Annotated in this window: 16 protein-coding genes; 9 read left to right on the top strand and 7 right to left on the bottom strand. The window is 64.4% G+C overall.

Annotation, left to right across the window (positions count from 1 at the left end; genetic code table 11):
- Nucleotides 1-7: 7 nt before the first annotated feature.
- The gene (locus V1289_RS22630; protein ID WP_334398928.1) at nt 8-1,618 is read right to left on the bottom strand and encodes an FAD-dependent oxidoreductase; all 1,611 of its coding nucleotides are present in this window, start codon (nt 1,616-1,618) and stop codon (nt 8-10) included.
- A 134-nt stretch (nt 1,619-1,752) separates the two neighbouring features.
- On the opposite strand from V1289_RS22630, the gene V1289_RS22625 reads away from it, so the two are divergent.
- Nucleotides 1,753-2,286: a MarR family winged helix-turn-helix transcriptional regulator gene (locus tag V1289_RS22625; RefSeq protein ID WP_334398927.1), complete on the top strand. Its 534-nt coding sequence runs from the start codon at nt 1,753-1,755 to the stop codon at nt 2,284-2,286.
- Between the two features lie 219 nt (nt 2,287-2,505).
- On the opposite strand, the gene V1289_RS22620 is transcribed toward V1289_RS22625, so the two are convergent.
- Together V1289_RS22620 and V1289_RS22615 are read right to left on the bottom strand one after the other, a co-directional pair.
- Nucleotides 2,506-3,387, bottom strand: a complete 882-nt coding sequence (locus tag V1289_RS22620; protein WP_334398926.1) for an NAD(P)-dependent oxidoreductase — start codon at nt 3,385-3,387, stop codon at nt 2,506-2,508.
- A 12-nt stretch (nt 3,388-3,399) separates the two neighbouring features.
- The gene (locus V1289_RS22615; RefSeq protein ID WP_334398925.1) at nt 3,400-4,206 is read right to left on the bottom strand and encodes an N-acyl homoserine lactonase family protein; all 807 of its coding nucleotides are present in this window, start codon (nt 4,204-4,206) and stop codon (nt 3,400-3,402) included.
- Between the two features lie 377 nt (nt 4,207-4,583).
- Between V1289_RS22615 and V1289_RS22610 the strand changes: the two genes are divergently transcribed.
- From V1289_RS22610 to V1289_RS22595, 4 genes are all read left to right on the top strand, one after another.
- On the top strand, nt 4,584-6,020 hold the full coding sequence (locus V1289_RS22610) for a caspase family protein (RefSeq protein ID WP_334398924.1): 1,437 nt from the start codon (nt 4,584-4,586) through the stop codon (nt 6,018-6,020).
- A gap of 149 nt (nt 6,021-6,169) precedes the next feature.
- Nucleotides 6,170-6,841, top strand: coding sequence for an OmpA family protein (locus V1289_RS22605; RefSeq protein ID WP_334398923.1), 672 nt, complete (start codon nt 6,170-6,172; stop codon nt 6,839-6,841).
- Nucleotides 6,842-7,003: 162 nt separating this feature from the next.
- A complete protein-coding gene (locus V1289_RS22600; protein ID WP_334398922.1) occupies nt 7,004-7,924 on the top strand; it encodes an efflux RND transporter periplasmic adaptor subunit in 921 nt (306 codons plus the stop codon).
- Nucleotides 7,924-11,091, top strand: coding sequence for an efflux RND transporter permease subunit (locus tag V1289_RS22595; protein ID WP_334398921.1), 3,168 nt, complete (start codon nt 7,924-7,926; stop codon nt 11,089-11,091). The genes V1289_RS22600 and V1289_RS22595 overlap by 1 nt, the downstream gene beginning before the upstream one ends.
- On the opposite strand, the gene V1289_RS49795 is transcribed toward V1289_RS22595, so the two are convergent.
- The 3 genes from V1289_RS49795 to V1289_RS22585 are packed head-to-tail and all read right to left on the bottom strand — an operon-like array spanning nt 10,984 to nt 12,348.
- A complete protein-coding gene (locus V1289_RS49795; RefSeq protein WP_442896056.1) occupies nt 10,984-11,400 on the bottom strand; it encodes a type II toxin-antitoxin system RelE/ParE family toxin in 417 nt (138 codons plus the stop codon). The genes V1289_RS22595 and V1289_RS49795 overlap by 108 nt on opposite strands.
- Entirely contained in the window at nt 11,397-11,624 is a 228-nt protein-coding gene (locus V1289_RS22590) for a hypothetical protein (RefSeq protein ID WP_334398920.1), read from the bottom strand. The genes V1289_RS49795 and V1289_RS22590 overlap by 4 nt, the downstream gene beginning before the upstream one ends.
- A 49-nt stretch (nt 11,625-11,673) precedes the next feature.
- The gene (locus V1289_RS22585; RefSeq protein ID WP_074271797.1) at nt 11,674-12,348 is read right to left on the bottom strand and encodes a Crp/Fnr family transcriptional regulator; all 675 of its coding nucleotides are present in this window, start codon (nt 12,346-12,348) and stop codon (nt 11,674-11,676) included.
- Nucleotides 12,349-12,578: 230 nt separating this feature from the next.
- Here V1289_RS22585 and V1289_RS22580 point away from each other — a divergent pair, with 230 nt between their 5' ends.
- A complete protein-coding gene (locus tag V1289_RS22580; RefSeq protein ID WP_334398918.1) occupies nt 12,579-14,642 on the top strand; it encodes an AsmA family protein in 2,064 nt (687 codons plus the stop codon).
- A gap of 178 nt (nt 14,643-14,820) precedes the next feature.
- Complete coding sequence (locus V1289_RS22575) at nt 14,821-17,277, top strand: adenylate/guanylate cyclase domain-containing protein (protein WP_334398917.1); 2,457 nt, start codon at nt 14,821-14,823, stop codon at nt 17,275-17,277.
- A 14-nt stretch (nt 17,278-17,291) separates the two neighbouring features.
- Here the strand turns inward: V1289_RS22575 and V1289_RS22570 are convergent, their stop codons facing one another.
- Nucleotides 17,292-18,857 (bottom strand): winged helix-turn-helix domain-containing protein, encoded by a 1,566-nt coding sequence (locus V1289_RS22570; RefSeq protein WP_334398916.1) that lies wholly within the window; start codon nt 18,855-18,857, stop codon nt 17,292-17,294.
- A gap of 421 nt (nt 18,858-19,278) precedes the next feature.
- On the opposite strand from V1289_RS22570, the gene V1289_RS22565 reads away from it, so the two are divergent.
- Together V1289_RS22565 and V1289_RS22560 are read left to right on the top strand one after the other, a co-directional pair.
- A complete protein-coding gene (locus V1289_RS22565) occupies nt 19,279-20,124 on the top strand; it encodes a class I SAM-dependent methyltransferase (protein ID WP_334398915.1) in 846 nt (281 codons plus the stop codon).
- A gap of 102 nt (nt 20,125-20,226) precedes the next feature.
- The gene (locus tag V1289_RS22560; RefSeq protein ID WP_334398914.1) at nt 20,227-21,042 is read left to right on the top strand and encodes an alpha/beta fold hydrolase; all 816 of its coding nucleotides are present in this window, start codon (nt 20,227-20,229) and stop codon (nt 21,040-21,042) included.
- Nucleotides 21,043-21,513 lie beyond the last annotated feature (471 nt).

Here is a 21,513-nt window from a genome sequence, read left to right as displayed (position 1 = left end):
AAAAGCCTCAATTCAACCCGGAAGCACGCGCCAGTGCGGCATCGAGTACAGGCCGCGTCGGATGCCGGAAGCGCGCCGCGACATAGCCGTCGGGCCGCAGCAGATAGGCTGTACCGGGCTCGGCATCGTACCGCGCACCGGCAAGGCCGGAGGAATCGACAAAGCCATCGTCGCCGATGCGGATCACGCCCAGGCTCTCCGGCGTATCCGCGGCCGCACCATTGCCGAATTCCAGCAGCGTGAACCGCGTTCCCTGCTTGATGAAGGCTTCGGTCAGGAACGTCGAATCGCCGGATCGTTCGGCGATCGGTGCGTCCAGCATCGACGCACCGGGTCGTGGACCGCCGCGCCAAATGTCATGGTCGGCGGTCGACAGCGGCGAGTCATAGACCGAAGGCACCGACAGCCGCCCGCCATTGACCATGCGCTTGCCGAATTCGGTTTCCTTTGCCAGCGACAGCACGGCCTTGCGCAGCCGCGCCTCCTGGTGGGAGGCGGGCGCCATGAAATCGGTCGAGCGGGTCGACTCCCGGATGTTTTCATCCGCCGCGGCGCTGCGCTCGGCGTGATAGCTCTGCAGCAGCGCCTCCGGCGACCGTCCGCGCAAGACGCGGTCGAGTTTCCAGGCGATGTTCTCGGCGTCCTCCAGGCCCGAATTGGCGCCACGGGCGCCGAACGGCGAAACCTGATGCGCGGCATCGCCGGCAAAAATCACCCTGCCATGGATGAACTTGTCCATCCGCCGGCACTGGAATTTGTACAGCGATATCCATTCGAAATCGAACTTGTCGTGACCCAGCATGCGCGCGATCCGCGGCCGCACGTTCTCCGGCTGCTTTTCGGACGCGGGATCCGCAAACCGGCTGAGTTGCAGGTCGATGCGCCAGATGTCGTCGGGCTGCTTGTGCAGCAGCGCCGAGCGGCCGGCATGGAACGGCGGATCGAACCAGAACCAACGCTCGGTCGGAAATTCCGCCGTCATCTTGACGTCGGCGATCAAAAACTGGTCCTCGAACACCTGGCCGGTGAATTCCGCACCCACCATCTTTCGCAGCGACGAGCGGGCGCCGTCGCAGGCGACGACAAACCTGGCGTGCAGCTTGTAAGGCCCATCCGGGGTCTCGACCTTCAAAACCGCGTGGTCGTTGCGCTGCTCGAGCCCGACCACCTTGTTGCGCCAGCGCAGGTCGATGGCAGCAAGCTCCCCGACGCGATCGACCAGATAGGCCTCGGCATAGAATTGCTGCAGGTTGATGAAGGCCGGCCGCTTGTGGCCCTGCTCCGGCAACAGATTGAACTGGTAAAGCTGCGACGCGCCGTGAAAGATCTTGCCGACGCTCCACACCACGCCCTTGTCGACCATGCGCTGGCCGATGCCGAGCCGGTCCCAGAACTCCAGCGAGCGTTTGGAAAAGCAGATCGCGCGCGAGCCCTCGCCGATCCGGTCGGCGTCGTCGAGCAGCACCACGCTTTGGCCACGCTGCGCCAGGTCGATCGCCAGCGACAGTCCGACCGGTCCGGCGCCGACCACGACGACGGGATATTCCGCAGCATTGCCGCCCGCCCGATCCTGATCGGGGTGGCGGCGATAACCGAACTGGGTCTTGGTCTGCGCCATGATCACCTTGCGACTAGCCAAGGGCGTGCGAACTTGCTAAATTAGTCGCATCTGCAACTATCTTAAACCCGCTGCGGGCCCCGGCGTCAACTCAAATTGGAGCGATTTTGGCAAAGACGTCTTCAGGCGAGAGCATGCCCCGGACCCGATCCGCGGTGGACGCGGATTCCCGCGAGGAAACCGCGGCCCGAAAGCGACGGCTCGACCTTTTCCATTTCGTGCCGTTTCGCCTGAACCGGCTGGCGGCCGAAGTCAGTTCCGCGCTGTCCGGCGAGTATCAGGCGCGGTACGGGCTCGACATCCCGGAATGGCGGGTGCTGGCGACGCTCGGTTTCCGCAATGACGCCTGCAGTGCACAATACATCGCCCACTGCACCCGGACCCATAAGTCGACCATCAGCCGCGCGGTTACGGCGCTGATGGAGCGGCAACTGGTCGAGCGCGTCGAGAATGCAGACGACCGCCGCGAATTCCGCCTGCGCCTGACGCGCAAGGGCAAGACGCTGTACGAGGAACTGATTCCGCGCCTGCTGCGCAAGGAACAGGAGATTCTGTCGTGCCTGTCCGCGCAGGAGCGAAAGGATTTTGCAGCACTGCTCGGCAAGATCGAGCAGAGCTTTGACCTCATCCAGACCAGCCAGGAGGCGGACGCGAAAGAGGCGTATTGAGGGTCGTGCTCTCCCTCCACGTCATTGCGAGGCGCCAACGGGTCCGGCCGTCGGCCGGCCCGATGATAAACTCCGCGACGACTTGTCCGCCGTAGCTCAACGAGCGAAGGCGGAAGCAATCCATTCTTTCTTTACGCGACGAGATGGATTGCTTCGCGGGGCCTGTCATCGGGCGGCGCTTTGCGCCGACCCGTTGGCTCGCAATGACGGATGAGGCGACTACGCCCGATCCAGATGCTTCGCGATCACCGGAAAATACGCCCCGCCCGACCCCGCATCGATCGCTTCCTGCAACACCTCGCCCATCAGTTCCGCGCCGCGGATCCTCAATCCGGCGTCAGCGGCCAGTTCCAGCGCGTAGGACAGATCCTTCAGCGCATATTCGGTCGAGAACGCGCGCTCGGGGAAATTGCCCGGCACGATCGCCTTCATGCCGTGATTGCGCAGCGCAAAGCTGTCGGCCGATCCCTTCGATAACGTATCGAGCAACAGCTTCGGATCGACGCCATTGTGTCTGGCCACCGCAACCGCTTCAGCCAGCGCGTTGACGGTCTCGAACAGCACCATGTTGTTGAGAATTTTGGTCACCTGCCCCGCACCGACCTCGCCGCAATGGGTGACATCGGTGGCGAAACAGCGGATTAGCGGTTCGATCGCGGCGTAAAGCGCGGGCGCCGCACCGACCATGACGCTGAGCGTGCCATCCTGCGCCGCCTGCCGCGTGCGCGCGATCGGCGCATCCGCCCATACTGCGCCCTTGGCCTGTAACTGCGTTGCGAAATCGCGGGTCTGGCTGACCGACGACGTGCCGAGATCGACCACGACCTGGCCGCGTCTGATGTTCTTCAGAATGCCGTCGCCCTCGAACACCGCGCGCACATGCTTGGCACTCGGCAGGCAGAGAAACAGCAGATCGCTCTGTTTGATGACTTCGGCAGCCGAGCCCGCAATTTCAGCGCCTTCCGCGCGCATGCGCGCCAAAGGCCCCGACGCGAGATCGAACACAACCACGCGCCTGCCGCTCTTCTTCACGAGATTACGGCAGATCGGCTCGCCCATCACGCCGAGGCCGATGAAGCCGACCGTCTTGTACTCTGACATGCCTATCTGAACCTACTTCACGAAAGAACGCGACGGCGCGAGATGCAGGGCGAACGCATCGACCTTGTCGCTCGCGCGCGGATAGATCTCGCTCACGATCGGGTCATGGCCGGGGATGAACCGGTCGGGATGACCGGCGAGACGCTCGACGATTTCCCAGCCCTGCACCATGTCGCCGACATTATAGACGATCGGAAACGGGCTGCGGCGCTGCAGATTGGCATAGTAGTGCGCCGCATCGGAGGCCAGCACCACCGGCCCGCGCGTGGTCTCGACCCGCACCACCTGCAGGCCGTCGGAATGGCCGCCGACCCGATGCACGGTCACGCCGGGCGCGATCTCGCCATCGCCGGAATGGAAGGTGACGCGCTCGCCGTAGACATGACGGACCATGGTCGTGACATGCTCGACCGAAAACGGATGCCGGATCGTGCTGTTGCACATGCAGCGTCCGGTCGCGTAGCTCATCTCGCGATCCTGCAGGTGAAACCGGGCGCCGGGGAAGCGATCGAGATTGCCGGCGTGGTCGTAGTGCAAATGGGTGACGACTACGTCCTTGATGCTCTCGGCCTTGACGCCAAAATTGGCCAGCGCGTCGACCGGGTTGAGCGTGAGCTTGCGGGAGCGCGCCTTCGCCTCATCGGCATTGAAGCCGGTATCGACCAGGATCTCGCGGCCATGCCCGCGGATCAGCCAGACGAAATAATCGAGGTCCTGCGCGGTGGTCTCGTGCGGATCTGGCACCAGGAAGTTCAAATGAGGGGTGCGCGGCGACATCGTCGCATAGCGCAAGGCATAGATTTCGTAAGCATTTCCCATCGGTGTCACTTTTCTTGTGGGTCGCGGTTGGCCGACGCCTGCACCAAGCCATCGTCATCCGGAAAGGTCAAACCCGCGGAACGCGCGTGACCGCGGCATGACGGCATGGCGCATTCTATGTGAGACGGGTCACATTGCGGGTCCTCCGTCATCGGCCGCGAGAGCGGGTGGCGACGGTCACGGCAAACCCGATTTATTCCCTCGCCTCCGCCTCGCCTCGTCGCGGTTAATTGTCGCAATTAACGACGGCCTTGCAAGCGGTTGACGGCCTGCAGGCGCGGTTTGATAATGCGGTTTGCGTAGCGTAAAGTCGCCGAGGCGCAAGCTGGGATCGGCGCTGTTTTGGCTGGACCGCCGTGATCTGGATTGCCGCGATTATGAAAATTCGTCTTGCATTGTTTGCTGCGTTGATATTTTCGGCGGCATCGATTGTCCCGTCGCTTGCGGCCGGCGACCGCTTTGCGCTGGTCATCGGCAACGCGAAATATCCGGATGCCGAGGCGCCGCTGAAGGAGCCGATCAACGACGCGCGCGACGTCGCCGACGAGCTCAAGCGCGACGGCTTCAACGTCGATATCGGCGAAAACCTGACCGGCGACGCGATGCGCCGCGCCTTCGACAAGCTCTATGGCAAGATCAAGCCCGGCTCGGTCGTGCTGATTTTTTTCTCTGGATTCGGCGTCCAGTCGAGCCGCCAGAGCTACATGATCCCGGTCGATGCGCAGATCTGGACCGAGCCGGATGTTCGCCGCGACGGCTTTAGCCTCGAAACCGTGCTGGGCGAGATCAACAGCCGCGGCGCCGGCGTCAAGATCGCCCTGATCGATGCCTCCAGGCGCAATCCGTTCGAGCGCCGGTTCCGCAGCTTTTCGGCTGGCCTTGCGCCGGTGATTGCGCCGAACGGCACGCTGGTGATGTATTCCGCCGCGCTCTCGTCGGTGATCTCCGACAATGGTACTGATCGCAGCCTGTTCGTGCGGGAACTGCTGAAGGAAATTCGCACCCCCGACCTGATGGCGGAGGAAACGCTCAACCGTACCAGGGTCGGCGTCACCCGCGCCTCGCGTCAGGAGCAGGTGCCGTGGATTTCATCGTCGCTGGCGGAGGATTTCTCGTTCATCCCCGGCGGCGCGGGCCCGCGGCCCGCGGCTCCCCCGCCCCCTCCGGCCCCGGCGCCGCAGGTGGCCGCTCCGGCGCCTGCGCCGGAACCGCCGCCTTTGCCGCCGCCGCCAAAGCAGGTTGAAGTCGTGATTCCGCCGCCGGCCCCGCCGGCGGTTCCGGCCAAGCCCGCGGAGACCCCGACCGTGCTGGCGCTGGCCGACGATCCGACCATCAAGAGCCTGACCGCCAAGCTCATCGACAATCCCGACGATGCGGCGGCGCTGTACCGGCGCGGACAGGTCTATGCCAGCAAGGGCGCCTACGACCTGGCGATCAAGGACTTCAACAATTCGCTGCGGGTGAACCCCAAGGACGTCGAAGCCTTTAACAACCGTTGCTGGGCCCGCACGGTGATCGGCGACCTGCAGGCCGCGCTAAAGGATTGCAACGAAGCCCTGCGGCTGCGCCCGAATTTCGTCGATGCCCTCGACAGCCGGGGCCTGGTCAACCTGAAGAGCGGGCAGACCAAGAACGCGATTGCCGATTTCGACGCCGCCCTCAAGATCAACCCGCGTTTGACCTCCTCGCTGTACGGGCGGGGGCTGGCCAAGAAGCGCAACGGCTCGATTTCGGAAGGCGATCTGGATATCAACAACGCCAAGGCCATGGACCCGAATATCGCGAAGGAATTCGCCGATTACGGGGTACAGTGACGATATTTCGAGGTGAAGGCCGGCGCCCCTCGAACCCCGGCGGGGCGTCGTAGACTAAAAGTTAAAGTAGTTAGCCCGGGACCGATGGTCCGGCAGTTTATTTGCATCACGTTTGGAACCGCGCGGAACGCGCGCAGGAGGGACTGGCAATGTCAAAGATCTCTGCAACCAAAGGTCTTACCGCGATCCTTTCGATCATGACCATCGGCGCCGCGCTTTCCGTCGGCACAGGAACCGCCCGCGCCGGCGACGACAACGTCACCGAGGATCAGATCGTCCGCGCACTCGCGCCGGCTGAAAAGAAGCCCCTGACCCGCGGCCTGTCGGTCGGCCCGCAGACCCAGACCGATCGGGCCGCAGCCGCCGCCGAAACCAAGTTCGTGCAGACCATCCGTGGCCGCAACACGCGTTCGCTGTCGATCACCGAGCGCGAAGAGATCGCGACCATCGTCAAGGACAAGCCCAAGATCGATCTGGAAATCAACTTCGACTATAATTCGGCCGATATCAGCGCCAAGTCGCTGCCCTCCGTGCAGGCGCTGGGGCGCGCATTGACCAATGCCGATTTGAAGGGCTCGACCTTCGTGGTCGCAGGCCACACCGACGCGGCCGGCGGCGAAGCCTATAACCAGGACCTGTCCGAGCGCCGTGCCGATTCGATCAAGCGCTACCTCGTCGACAAATACGGCATCAACGGCAGCGATCTGGTCACCGTCGGATACGGCAAGACCAAGCTCAAGGACCCGAGCCAGCCGATGGCGGAAGTGAACCGCCGGGTCCAGGTCGTGAACATGGAAAACAAGGCGACCGCGTCCAAGTAAAGCGCGATCAAGCAAACGGCGTGGCGCTGACCAAGATTTTCCGGCTACAATGCGTCCCGCAGCACCCTTGCGGGACGTATTCGTTTTGGGGTTCATTCAGAACTTCCCGGCCGGCCCAATGCGCCCCGCCTCATTTGACTTCAAGTCTGGATTGATCCGGCGATGAACCTCTCCGAATACCTCAAACCTGCGCTCGGAGTAGCGTTCTTTGTCGTCCTGGGCGCCGGATATTACTGGTTCGAGCACCGCTCCCACCCTGAGGAAAAGGAAACTCCGGGCCAGGCGCTGGTCATCGTGACCAAATCCACCAATGCCTGCTTCTCCGACATGGTGCGGGTCACCGGATTTATCGTGCCGCGCCGCGAGGCCCAGGTCGGCGTAGACCAGGAGGGTTCCAAGGTCACCGATCTCTTCGTCCACGAAGGCGACATGGTCACCGACAATCAGGAACTGGCGCGCCTGACCCCACCGCCGCAGCAACAGGGCGGCGGCGCAAGACCAACATCGATCTCGCTGCGCGCGCCCGGCCCCGGACTTGTTACGGAAGTGCGAACCGCGGTTGGCGCACCGGCCTCGCCGCAGGCCGGGCCGATGTTCCGGATTTCGATCAACAACGAAATCGAGCTGGACGCCGAGGTGCCGAGCATCCATCTGCTGAAACTCAATCCGGGCGCGACGGTGCGGATCAGCCGCGACGACGCGCCCGATCTCGTCGGCAAGGTCCGGCAGATCTCGCCGCAGATCGACCGCACCACCCAGCTCGGCCATGTCCGGATATCGCTGACCAACAATCCCTCGCTCAAGGTCGGCATGTTCGCCCGCGCCAATATCGACGCCAAGCGCAGTTGCGGCGTGGCCGTGCCGCGCACCGCGATTGACCGTCTCACCCTGCAGGTGGTCAAGGGCAACGTTGTCGAAACCCGAAAGGTGCGGGTCGGACTGACGTCGGATACGTCTACGGAAATTCTTGAAGGCCTCGACGTCGGCGAAACCGTCGTGGCCGACGCTGGCAGCTCGTTGCATGACGGCGACCAGATCAAGACCATGTTCGCCGACGAACTCGATCGCACGCGGACACGCTAATGGCTTTGAATATCTCGGCATGGTCGATCCGGAACCCGCTGCCCTCGATCGTCTTTTCGATCATCCTTCTGGTGCTGGGCTGGGTCAGCTTCACCAAGCTCGCGGTGACGCGGCTGCCCTCGGCCGACATTCCCGTGATTTCGGTCGCAGTCTCCCAATTCGGCGCCGCGCCGTCGGAATTGGAATCGCAGGTCACCAAGACCATCGAAGACGGCATCTCCGGCGTCGAGGGTGTGCGGCATATTTCCTCGTCGATCACCGACGGCCTGTCGGTGACGACGATCCAGTTTGCGCTTGAGACCAACACCGACCGCGCCCTGAACGACGTCAAGGACGCCGTCACGCGGGTTCGCGCCAACCTGCCGCAGAACGTCACCGAGCCGCTGATCCAGCGCGTCGACGTGATCGGCCTGCCGATCGTGACCTACGCCGCGATCTCGCCCGGCAAGACGCCGGAGCAACTGTCCTATTTCGTCGACGACGTCGTCAAACGCGCGCTGCAGGGCGTCCGCGGCGTTGCCCAGGTCGAGCGCATCGGCGGTGTCGAGCGCGAGATTTTGGTGTCGCTCGACCCTGATCGATTGCAGGCCGCGGGGCTGACCGCGGTCAATGTCAGCCAGATCCTGCGCGGCACCAATGTCGATCTCGCCGGCGGCCGCGCCGAAATCGGCAAGAACGACCAGGCCATCCGCACGCTGGCCGGCGCCAAGACGCTCAACGAACTCGCGGGGACCATGATCCCGCTGTTCGGCGGTGGCGAGGTCCGGCTCGACGATCTCGGCACCGTCACCGACACCATTGCCGACCGCCGCACCTTCGCCCGCTTCAACGGCGAGCCCGTGGTAGCGCTCGGCATCAAGCGCTCCAAGGGCGCCAGCGACGTTGTGGTCGCGGCCGCGGTCCAGAAGCGGATCGATGCGCTGAAGGTCGCCTATCCCGATGTCGACCTGAAACTGATCGACACCTCCGTTGAATTCACGAAGGGCAATTACGAAGCGGCGATCTCGACCCTGTTCGAAGGGGCGATTCTCGCTGTGATCGTCGTGCTGTTGTTCCTGCGCGACATCCGCGCCACCATTATCGCGGCGATCTCGCTGCCGCTGTCGATCTTCCCCGCGTTCTGGGCGATGGACCTGCTCGGCTTCTCGCTCAACCTCGTTAGCTTCCTCGCCATCACGCTGTCGACCGGCATCCTGGTAGACGACGCCATCGTCGAGATCGAGAACATCGTCCGCCATATGCGCATGGGCAAGACGCCCTATCGCGCGGCGCTGGAGGCCGCCGACGAAATCGGCCTCGCGGTGATCGCGATCTCGCTGACCATCATCGCGATCTTCGCGCCGGCCAGCTTCATGTCCGGCATCGCCGGGCAGTTCTTCAAGCAGTTCGGCATCACGGTTTCGGTGCAAGTGTTCTTCTCGCTGCTCGCCGCGCGCTTCGTCACGCCGGTGCTGGCCGCCTACTTCCTCAAAGACACTCACCACGAAGACCCGCCGCCCGGCCGCGTGCTGGCGACCTATACCAAACTCGTGACCTGGTCGGTGCGGCACTATTTGATCACGGTGCTGATCGGTTTTGGCATCTTCGCGGCCTCGATCTGGAGCATTACGCTGCTGCCGCAGGGTTTCCTGCCCGCGCAGGATACCGCGCGCTCGCTATTGGCGATGGAGCTGCCGCCAGGCTCGCAACTCGCCTACACCGAGAAGGTGACCGAGGAGATCGTCGCGCGCCTGCGCAAGCGCCCGGAGGTGCGAAGCGTGTTCGTCGACGGCGGCCGCGTGCCGCCGGGAACGCTGGAGGTGCGGCGCGCCGCGCTGATCATCAATTACACGCCGAAGACTGAGCGCGACAGCGCACACACGCAACGCCTGCTCGAACTCGACATCAGCAAGGAACTCGAGAACGTTCCCGACATCCGCTTCTGGTTCCTCGACGAAAACGGGCTTCGCGCGATCTCGCTGGTCGTCACCGGCACCGACAGCAACATCGTCAACAATGTCGCCAGCGAACTGGCGACCCAGATGAAGCGGATTCCGATCATCGCCAACGTGATCTCGGAAACCGCGCTGGACAGGCCCGAGCTTCGCATTCGGCCGCGCGCCGAACTGGCGGCACGGTTAGGGGTCTCCACCGAAAGCCTGTCGCAGACCATCCGCGTTGCCACCATCGGCGACGTCGGTCCGGCGCTCGCAAAATTCGACGCCGGCGACCGCCAGGTGCCGATCCGGGTCCAGCTCGAGGACAATGCCCGCGGCGACCTGCAGATGCTCGAACAATTGCGCGTGCCGCTGGGCCAGCGCGGCGAACGCGGCGGCGTGCCGCTATCCGTTGTCGCCGACATCCAGCTCGACCAGGGCCCGACCAGCATCAACCGCTACGACCGCGAACGACAGGCGACGGTCGCGGCCGACCTCGTCGGCACCGCAGCACTCGGCGACGCCACCAAGAAGATCTACGAGCTGCCTGTCATGAAAAGCCTGCCGAAGGGCGTCAAGGTCAGCCCGTCCGGCGACGCCGAAAGCCTGAACGAATTGTCGGAAGGCTTTGCCACCGCCATCACCGCCGGCCTGATGATGGTCTACGCGGTGCTGGTGCTGCTCTTCGGCACCTTCCTGCAGCCGATCACCATCCTGTTTTCGCTGCCGCTCTCGATCGGCGGCGCCATTGCCGCATTGCTGTTGACCGGCAAGCAGCTCACCACGCCGGTATGGATCGGCATCCTGATGCTGATGGGCATCGTCACCAAGAACGCCATCATGCTGGTGGAGTTCGCGGTCGAGGCGATCCGCGACGGCAAGCCGCGCGATGAAGCGATCATCGACGCCGGCATGAAGCGCGCGCGCCCGATCGTCATGACCACCATTGCCATGGCGGCCGGCATGATGCCGTCGGCACTGGCGTTCGGCGCCGGCGGCGAATTCCGTTCGCCGATGGCGCTCGCCGTGATCGGCGGCCTGCTGTTCTCGACGGTGCTGTCGCTGGTGTTCGTGCCGGCGATGTTCATGATGATGGACGATATCGGCGCATTTATCTGGCGCTTCGGCAAGATGCTGCTGGTTTCACACGGCGAGACCGAGCACGCGCCGTCCGATCATCACGCCGAGCCGCCGGCCAAGGAGCCGCCCGCGCCGCCGCCACCGGCCATTGTGTCGCCTGCGGCGGAGTAGTCGAGCTGGGCTTGAGCGATGCGAAACTAACCGTCGCGCTTCCATTCCCTTCGAGACGTGCCGAATGTGCAAAATCTCGACCACGTTCCGTACCCGATAGAAAATCTTGTAGGGATAGCGGGCAACGAATGTGACCCGCACATTTGGATCATCCGTCCGATAACCGCTATGCGGATGATCCTTTAGCTGCGCTACCGCCTCGCGAATGCTCGCCGCTACATTCCTCGCACCGGTCTCAGATCGTTCTCTTAAATATTCGAATATTCGCTCCCGATCGGAGAACGCTTCGGGCGTGTAGCGGACCCTCATCCTTCGTGGCGCTTGTCGGCTTCCGCAATCCGCTCGTCCGTCACGAATTCTCCGCGATCGGCCTCAGCCAATCCTTTGGCAACGGCTGCCCGCTCGTCGTCTGACATCGTGTAGATGCCTGTGCGGCGCGCCTCGATTTCCCGGGCGTACTCGGCAAGCTCCTCCTGATCCTCTTGAGGCCAGGTCGCGGCGTGCTCGATCACTTCTTTGAGTGTTCGGTTCATCTGGTCATTGTACCACAACAGGCGACGTCTGGCGACGCGGGAGGGTTCCCTACTCGTTCCGCGCCACCGCCGTCAGCTTGGTCAGGTTCTGCAGTAAAATCCGGCCGCGCTGCAGGTCGAGGATGCCGTCCTTGCGCCAGAGCTGGAGCTGACGGTTGACGCTTTCGCGCGCGGCGCCGACGAAGACGCCGAGTTGCTCCTGCGAGATGTGGACCTCGGAGCCGAAATCGGCCGCCAGCGCACAGAGCCGGCGCGCCAGCCGCACCGGCAGCGGCTGCAGCATGGATTCCTCCATCCGCTCGCTCTGCCAGCGGATGCGCTGGCACAGCAGCATGATGATCTTGATCGCCACCTTCGGCTCGCGTTCGAGATGCGACAGAAAATCCTGCCGCCGCAGCACGAACAGTTCGGTCGGCTCGCCCGCGGCGGCGTCCGCGGTGCGGCTCTGGCCGTCCAGGACCGCGACCTCGCCGAACAGGTCGCCCGGACCCATGAAGTTCAGCGTCAGCCGGCTGCCGTCGGAGGCGCCGGTCTCGATGCGGATCTGGCCGCGGCGAACCCCATACAAGGCGTCGCCGGGGTCCCCCTTCTGGAACAGCATTTCACCAACCCCAAGCTGCTGGGTGTGGCAAAGGCTGGAAATCCGCTGCAGTTCGTCGGTCCCCAAGTCCGCGAACATCGGGTTCATTTTCAGGATGACCGCAAATTCGGCCTGTTTACTCATTGTATTGCCTTCGTATTGCCTTCCAGATCGACCCCGACCCCCCGAGGACGGCGGTAGCAAGATTCAGCGCTCTGGAAGTGTGTCATAAGTCACATAACTTTGCAGTACCCTCGGATTATTTTTAGCCGCTTTGAGCGATATCCCCTTTCCGGGATAAGCTCGCGCAACCGCCCGCGCGCGCTTATGGCGCCGCCGAATTCGATGCCGCTTGCCCGGTCTGGAATGTCGAAATGAGAGCTTTGAAAATCGCCGGGGCCGCCATCGGCGCCGTGATCGTCGTCCTGGCGCTGCTGCTGGCGATCGGCGTCCCCTCCAGCTTCCTGACCTCGCAGATCCAGGAGCGGGTCGAACGCCAGACCGGATACAGGCTCGCCATCAACGGCGGAGCCAAAATAGGTCTCTGGCCGTCGCTCAACATCACCTTGAGCGACATCGCGCTGCAGGATCCGAACGACCGCGACATCAACAACCGTCTCACCGCCAGCAGCATCCAGGCGGATGTGACGCTGGCCAGCGTGTGGTCGGGCCGTCCCGAGATCACCGAACTCGTGATCGTTCGCCCGGTCCTGAACGTGCCGCTGCAACGCGAGCGGCTGAGGGACGCGAAGCCAGCTTCCAAACCTGCAGCGTCCGGCCCAGCCGGCGCTTTTTCAATCGAGCATGTCAGCGTCACCGGCGGCACCGTGGTGTTTTCCAATCTGCACGACCGCGTCGAAGATCGAGTCGAGACCATCAACGCCGACATCGCCGTCGCCGGCGACCGCAAGGTTCGGATTTCCGGCAATGCGCGCGCCGCCGAGCACGCGCTCAAATTCGACATCAAGGCCGCGCCGCCGGCCCCGCCGATCGAGCGGCAAAACATCCCGACCGAACTCACGTTTGAAGCGTCGGGCCTGTTGCAAGCGCCGTTGACGGCCAAGGCGGAGGTGCGGCTCAACGGCTCGGTGGTCATGATCAACGGCCTGACCGGCGCGCTGGGCGACGGCGCGTTCAACGGATGGGCCTCGGTGGATCTGGCGAGTAAGCCGCTGGTGAAGCTCGATCTCGACTTCCAGCGGCTGGATGTCGCGATGTCGCGTGGCGCCGCAGGCGCCGCTGCGCAGCCCTGGAGCAATGCATCGATCGACCTGAACGGCCTGAATTATGTCGATGCGCAGGCGCGGATTTCCGCGGCCGAGCTCAATCTCGGCGACGGTCATTTCGCGCCGGCCGCAATCGACGCCACGCTCGCAAGCGGCGTACTGAAATCCCAGATTTCCAATCTCGGAGCCTATGACGGCAATGCCAATGGCGACGTCACCATCGACGTCTCGACCGGCAATCCGGCCTTCGCGCTGCGGGCCGACCTCACCGGGGTGCGCGCCTTGCCGCTGCTGCGCAGCCTCGCCGATTTCGACAAGCTCGACGGCAAGATGCAGGCAAAGATCAGCGTGCGTTCCACAGGCACAAGCCAGCGCACCATCATGTCGAACCTGTCTGGAACGGCATTCGTGGTGTTCCAGGACGGCGCCATTCGCGGGCTCAACGTTGCCCAGATGATCCGCTCGCTGACATCGAGCACGCTGTCGGGGTGGCAGGAGAACAAGGAGCAGGCCACCGATCTCACGCAGCTTTCCGCCTCGTTCAAGATCGACAAGGGCCAGGCCCAAACCACCGACCTCAATCTGGTCGGCCCGCTGGTCAAGCTGACCGGCGTCGGCACCATCGACCTCGGCACCAAGCAGATCGGATTTCGGGTCGAGCCGAAGCTCGTGATGACGACCGAAGGCCAGGGCCGCGCCGGCGACCCGGTCGGACTCGGCATTCCCGTCATGATCGACGGTCCCTGGGCCGAGCCGCGCATTTATCCGGACATGCAGGGTATCCTGGACAATCCCGACGCCGCCTACGCCAAGCTGAAGGAGATGGGCAAGGGCCTGTTCGGCGCCAATGGCGCCGGGCTCGGCGGGCTGAGCGGGCTTGGCGGGTTGATCCCCGGACAAGGCCAGGGAACAGCCGGCGCGCCGGGCAGCGGCGGCAAGCCGGCCGATCCGCTCGGCGGCCAGCTAGGAGAGACCATCGGCAATCTGCTGCAGCAGGGATTGAACGGCGGTTTGGGCCAAGGCGGCGTAAATCAAGGCGGAACCGGTCAAGGCGCACGGACCGGGGGCGCGGGCCAGGGTCGCAACATTTCCCCCGCGCCTCCCGCTCAAGCGGCCCCGCCCGCCCCGTCGGCGCCGGCGCCGAACAATGCCTCACCGCAGCCGGACAACCAGCCCATGAACGAGGTTCTGCGGCAGCTTTTCAACCGCTGACCTACCCAAAATCGGGGCTAACCATGGTGGGCGTACCCCCGGCCTGCCGCCACCAAATTGTGCTAAGCAGATGATGGTTGAGACGGCCGCCATTGAACGCGGCTGCTGCGCCGTGGAGCCGTGCTCCGCGGCGATGACAGCGGATGCGCGCACCCGGAGGTGGCGCACGAGGGTCTGGATGAACGGGGTCAAGGACAAAATCTGGTTCCTGCGCGAAGGCCTGTTCGCCAAATACGTCATCGCGCTGGTCGGCCTCGTCGTGTTCGTGCTGGCCGTTAACGGCGCGCTGGAAACCTGGATCAGCTATCGCGGCATCAAGAGCACGCTGACGGATGCGATGTCGGAAAAGGCCGAGGCGACGGAACGGCGGATCGAGCAGTCGATGGCCGACCTCGAGCGGCAGATCGGCTGGGTGACGCGTGCCTCCACCACCAAGATCGAAGATCGCCGCGCCGACTATGCGCAGCTCTTGAGCCAGGTGCCGTGGGTCAGCCAGCTCTCCCAGATCAGCGGCAACGGCCGCGAAACGCTGCGGCTGTCGCGCCTGGGCGGCGTCTCGTACGGCAGCAATCTGGATTTTTCCCGCGATGCCACCTTCACCGAAACCCGCGCCCGCGGCACCAGTTTTGCGCCGGCCTATTTCCGGGACCAGCAGCCGTTCATGTCGATCGCGGTGTCGCATTCCGGCTTCAATGCCGGCATCACCGTCGCCGAAATCGACCTCCGCTTCCTGTCGGACTTTTTGGGCGATGCGCAGGTCGGCAAGGCCGCCTTCGCCTATATCGTCGATGCCAAGGGCCAGGTGCTTGCAAGCTCAACCAAGGGCCCCGAAATCGGCAAGGATCTCTCGGGCCTGCCGCAGGTCGCAGCCCTGCTGGCGCCTGATGGCGTGCCGCTGGCCTCGGGCACCGATGCCGATGGCCAGTCGGTGCTCACCACCTCGAGCGCGGTGCCGAAACTCGGCTGGAACGTGTTCTTCGAGCAGCCCACGGCGCAGGCGCTGTCGCCGATCCGCGATCAACTGGTGCGGATCGCGCTGTTGATCGGCCTCGGCCTCGTGGTCGCGATCATTGCAGGTTCCGTACTGGCGCGGCGGATGCTGGTGCCGATCACGGCGCTGCGCGCCGGCGCGCGGCGGCTCGGCGCCGGTGAATTCGACCACCGCATCGACGTGCACACTTCCGACGAACTGGAAGAGCTCGCCACCCAGTTCAACAGCATGGCCGGGCAGCTCGCCCAAACCTATTCCGACCTCGAATGGAAGGTGAAGGAGCGGACCCGGGATCTGGCGCAGTCGATCAACGAACTCAAAGTGCTCGAGGAAGTCGGCCGCGCGGTTTCCTCCTCGCTCGATCTCAACGCCGTGCTGCCGACGGTGGCGGCGCGCGCGCTCGAAATCACCCACGCCGACGCGGTGCTGATCTACGGCTATGACGCCGCCAACCATCAATTCAACCTGACCGAAGCGATCGGTATCGACAAATCGGCCGAAGGCGGGCACCTCGCCATCGACGAGGACGACAGCCCGCTCGGCGAGGCCGCCGCGCGCGCCGAGCCGATCGCGATCCCCAACCTCGACGCCAGCGCAGATCATCCGCTGCGCGAAGCGGCGGTGGCGGCCGGTTTCCATTCGGTGCTGGTGGTGCCGCTGGTCGACCAGAAGGGCGTGCTGGGATCGCTGGTGGTGCTGCGCAAGAATGCCGGCGAATTTTCCGAAAACCTGATCGGGCTGATGAAAACCTTCGCGCACCAATCGGTGCTGGCGATGCGCAACGCGCGGCTGTTCTCCGAGGTCGACCACAAAAGCCGGGAACTGGAGGCCGCGAACTCGACCGTGCGCCAGCAGGCCGACAAGCTGCAGGAGCAGACCGACCAGCTCAAGGACTGGAACAAATCGCTGGAGGAACGGGTCGAGACGCAATTGGGCGAAATCGAACGCATCCGCCGGCTCGAACGTTTCCTGGCGCCGCAGGTGGCGCATCTGATCGCCTCCTCCGACAGCCATGAAGGGCTGCTCGACAGCCACCGCCGCGAGGTGACGGTGGTGTTCTGCGACCTGCGCGGCTTCACCGCGTTCACCGAGCAGACCGAGCCGGAAGAGGCGATGAACGTCCTGCGCGAATATCACGCCGCCCTCGGCGAACTGATCTTCAAATATGAGGGCACGCTCGACAAATATGCCGGCGACGGCGTGATGATCCTGTTCAACGCGCCGATCCAGTTCGAGGACCACACCAAACGGGCGGTGAAGATGGCGGTGGAGATGCGCGACAGCATTGGCCCGCTGACCGAGCGCTGGCGCAACCGCGGCCACAATCTCGGCTTCGGCATCGGCATCGCGCTCGGCTATGCTACGCTCGGCCAGATCGGCTTCGAGCATCGGCTCGAATACGCCGCGATCGGCAGCGTCACCAACCTGGCCTCAAGGCTGTGCGACGAAGCCAAGGCCAACCAGATCGTGGTGAGCCGCCGCGTCCTCGGCATGGTCGAGGCGTTCGTCGAGGCCCGGCCGATCGACGATCTCAACCTGAAAGGTTTCAATCATCCGGTGCTCGCGGCGGAGATTCTGCGCTGGCGCGAGGTTGCGGACAATGTCGTCGCGGTCCCCGCCCGGGAACGCCGCCGAATACAGTGAGCGCGGCGCTATCGTCAGCTCAAGCCCGCGCGCCGGAATCCGCTTAAGTAATGCTGGCGCTCGGTATCGCATTGGAACGGCATTTCGCTGGCGATCCAGGCCAGCGAAATATTGGGCTGGGCGCGGCGCAGCTCCTGCAGTGCTGCTTTCGCCACATCATCCCGGCCCGCCAGCGCTGCCGCCGCGGTCAACACCCGGTGCGCGCCGACAAAATCGCTGCGCTGCCGCAGCGCCTCGCGCGACAGCCGGATGGCTTCCTCGTAATGACGGCCGACGAACTGCGAATAGGCCGCGACGCCGCAATAGATCGCGGCAAAGGGATCGCGCGGTGAGAACCGCAACGCCTGCCGCGCGGCGCGGTCGCCCTCCTCCCAGCGCCCGCAATAGGCAAGGGCCACGCCGTAATAGCCGCGGGCGGGCGAAAAATTGGGATTGAGCCGCAGCGCCAGCTCGAACTCAGCGAGCGAGTCCTCGAACCGGCGGTTGAACAGATAGACGCTGCCCAGCGCATAGTGCGCCCAGGCATCCTCGGAGTCGGCGCGAATCGCCGCCAATGCGGCGCGTTCCGCAATCGGGATCGCCTTCGGCATGGCCGCCCAGCCCATATGCGCGCTGAAGATGTGGCTGGCCGCGAGCAGGCCGAGCGCCTGGCCGTAGCCGGGATCGAAGTCGATGGCCTTTTCCAGCAGCGCCTGCGCCACCAGATTGTCCTGCCGCGTCACCCGCCAGTAATGCGACAGCGCGCGCATCACCAGGTCCCAGGCGTCCATATTGTCCGGCGCCTTGCGCCGGGCGCGAAAATTCTCGGCGGCGTAGAGTTGCGGCTCGATCGCGGCGACCACGGCCTGGGTGATCTCGTCCTGCACGGCGAACACATCGGCGAGATTGCGGTCGTAGCGCTCCGCCCAGATCTGACTGCCGGTGACGACGTCGTTGAGCTGCGCCGTGATCCGCACCTGGTCGCCGTCCTTGCGGACGCTGCCCTCGACGACATAGCCGACCCCGAGCTCTTCGCCGATCTGTTTCAGATGGACCGACTTTCCCTTGTAGATGAACGACGAATTGCGCGCGACCACGTAGAACCAGCGCAGTTTCGACAGCGCGGTGATCAGATCCTCGCTGATGCCTTCGGAAAAATAGGCCTGCTCGGGATCGTCGCTCAGATTGGCGAACGGCAGCACCGCGATCGCCCTGCGATCGAGCGGCGGCGCCGTTTCGGCCGGCTGCTCCGGCGGCTGAGGCGAATTGTCGCGCGTCACGAGCGCGCCCGGCTGCGGGCGCACCTCGCCGACGAAGCGAAAGCCTTTTCGCGCAATGGTGCGGATCACGCCCTGGTCCTTGCCGGTATCGCGGACCGCCCTGCGCGCCGCGTTGATCCGGGACGTCAGCGTCGATTCGGACACGATACGGCCGTTCCAGATCGTCGCAATCAGATCGTCCTTGGTGACGACGCGATCGCGATGTTCGACCAGATAGATCAGCAAATCGAACACCTGCGGCTCGACGGCCACGTGCTCGCCATCCCGGCGCAGCTCGCGGAGATCGACATCAAGCACATGGTTGGCGAACAAAAATTGCACTTCGTTATCCCGGTTGGAGCGCATTCCGCCTGGATGAAATCACGATCGACCATCCCGCGGCCTCATGGTTCGAGACGCGGCGAAGACGCCGCTCCTCACCATGAGGGTTCGAGACGCGCGGCTTTGCCGCGCTCCTCACCATGAAGATCTGAGACCTCATCCTGAGGAGCGGCGTATTCGCCGCGTCTCGAAGCCTCATCCTGAGGAGCCCGCGCGAGCGGGCGTCTCGAAGGATGAAGCCACCGAACTGGAAACCGCTCCTGTTACAGCTCCTATCACAATTGTCACATCTCATTGAAAAATCAGGCTGTCCTCAAGGTAAAATCGCCCCGCCCTCAGAGTCATTAGGTCTGCGCAGGCCCATGTTTGGTTCATCGCGGCCGCCCTCAAGGCCGCTTTGCGATCTCGAAAGGAGACACCCATGTCCAGCACGGCAGCCGCCGCTCAAGCAACCCCCGCTCCCGCCCCCGACCTTGCCGCGCTGAAAACGAAGCAGCAGGCGGCCTGGACGTCGGGCAATTACGCCATCATAGGCTCCACGCTGCAGATCGTCGGCGAGGAACTCTGCGAGGCGCTCGACCTCAAATCCGGCTCGAAAGTGCTGGACGTCGCCGCCGGCAACGGCATGGCGAGCCTCGCCGCAGCACGGCGCTGGTGCGAGGTCACTTCGACCGATTACGTGCCCGCGCTGCTCGAGCGCGGCCGCGCCCGCGCCGTCGCCGAAGGCATGGAAATCGAATTCCGCGAGGCGGACGCCGAGAACCTGCCGTTCGCCGATAACAGTTTCGACAGCGTGATCTCCACCTTCGGCGTCATGTTCACGCCGAACCAGGACAAGGCCGCCGCCGAGCTGCTGCGGGTCTGCAAGCCCAAAGGCAGCATCGGGCTCGCCAACTGGACGCCCGACGGCTTCATCGGCCAGGTGTTCAAGACGCTCGGCAAATATCTGCCGCCGCCCGCGGGCGCCAAATCGCCGGCGCTGTGGGGCACGCGCGACAGGCTCGGCGAAATGTTCGACGCCGGCGCAAGCTCGGTCAAGGCGCAACCCCGCCTGTTCAATTTCCGCTACCGCTCGCCGGATCATTTCCTCGAAATGTTCAAGACCTATTACGGCCCGGTGCTGAAGGCGTTCGCCGCCCTCGATGCCGGCAAGCAGGAAGAGCTGCGCAACGATTTGCATGCCCTGCTGGTGCGCATGAACCGCGCCACCAACGGCAGCCTCGTGGTGCCCAGCGAGTATCTCGAAGTCATCATCACCAAACGCTGAGACGCGCGTCGATCGCGACAGCGTCACCGATCCGGGCTGCGGCAATCGCCTGCGGCCCGGATCGTCACCATCAGGAACCATCCGATGACATCCGTGATTCAAATGCCTCATGCCGAGCGCGCCACCAGTTCCGTGATCGCGCTGCATTGCTCGCTCGGTTCGGGGCGGCAGTGGAGCAAGCTCGCGATCGAACTCGGCAGCCGCTATCAGGTCATCACGCCGGATATTGCCGGCTACGGCGACCATCGCGGCCCGGCCACGCTGCCGAGCACGCTGGCGCAGGAGGTCGAACTGCTGGCCCCGCGCCTCGATGAGGCCAAGGGGCCGATCCACCTGATCGGCCACTCCTATGGCGGCGCGGTGGCGTTCAAGATCGCAACCTGCTCGCCCTATGCGCGCCGCGTGCGCAGCCTGACCTTGATCGAGCCGGTGCTGCCGACGCTGCTGCGCGACGTGGCCGCGGACCGGCGGCTGCACGACCGCTTCGAGCACCTCATGCAGGAGGTGTGCGAGGACCTGTTCAATGGCCTCGCGATGGAGGCGATCGACAAGTTCACCTCGTTCTGGAACGGCTCCGGCCCGCCGGCGCAACTGTCCGACGATGCGCGGCTGCGCCTGATCGCGCACGCCGACAAGCTGCCGTTCGAATTCACCAGCCTGTTCGCCGAAGCCGACATATCTGCCGCGGCCGCCACGCTGCGGGTGCCGACGCTCTTGGTGTCGGGCGGCCTGTCGCCCTACCTCACCCAGCGCATTGTCGGCCGGCTCATGACCGGCATCGGCGGCGCCGAGATCCGGCATCTGACGGGCGCCGGCCACATGCTGCCCATGACGCACGCGGCGACCATCAATCCGGAGATCGTCGCGCATATCGCGCAGGCGGAGCAAGGCGCGGGGATGTCGCTGGCGGCGGGGTAGGATGAAAGCCGTCCAGAGCTCGGACACCGACCGGGCCTCATGGTTCGAGACGCGCGCAAGAGCGCGCTCCTCACCATGAGGGTTCGAAAGCCGGGTCCTGGGATCGGAGACCTCATCCTGAGGAGGCGCGAAGCGCCGTCTCGAAGGATGTAGCCCCGTGGCTCATCCTTCGAGGCTCGCTTCGCTCGCACCTCAGGATGACGGTTGAACACACACCTTCGCATTCCCGCGGCGCGATTCGCCCGAGTGCTGCCCCTGGTTTCGCGCCCTGAATAATCAGAGGGCGCAGGGAATGCCGGATGCGCGCTGCACCCGCGGTCTCGTGTGCAAGGCTGTGCGAAAAAACGCACACGAGCATACAGGTTCAGCGGAGGCACTCCGGCATTCCCTGCGCGATGGCTTTACGGCTTATGGCGCGCTCTCCCCGGCGACGAATTCGTCTTGCCACCGTCGTCGGCGAATTGGCGATCT

Origin of the sequence: Bradyrhizobium sp. AZCC 2289 (genome assembly GCF_036924615.1) — a bacterium.
In the GTDB taxonomy this organism is placed as follows: Bacteria; Pseudomonadota; Alphaproteobacteria; order Rhizobiales; family Xanthobacteraceae; genus Bradyrhizobium.
This window is presented reverse-complemented; position numbering and strand designations above follow the sequence as displayed.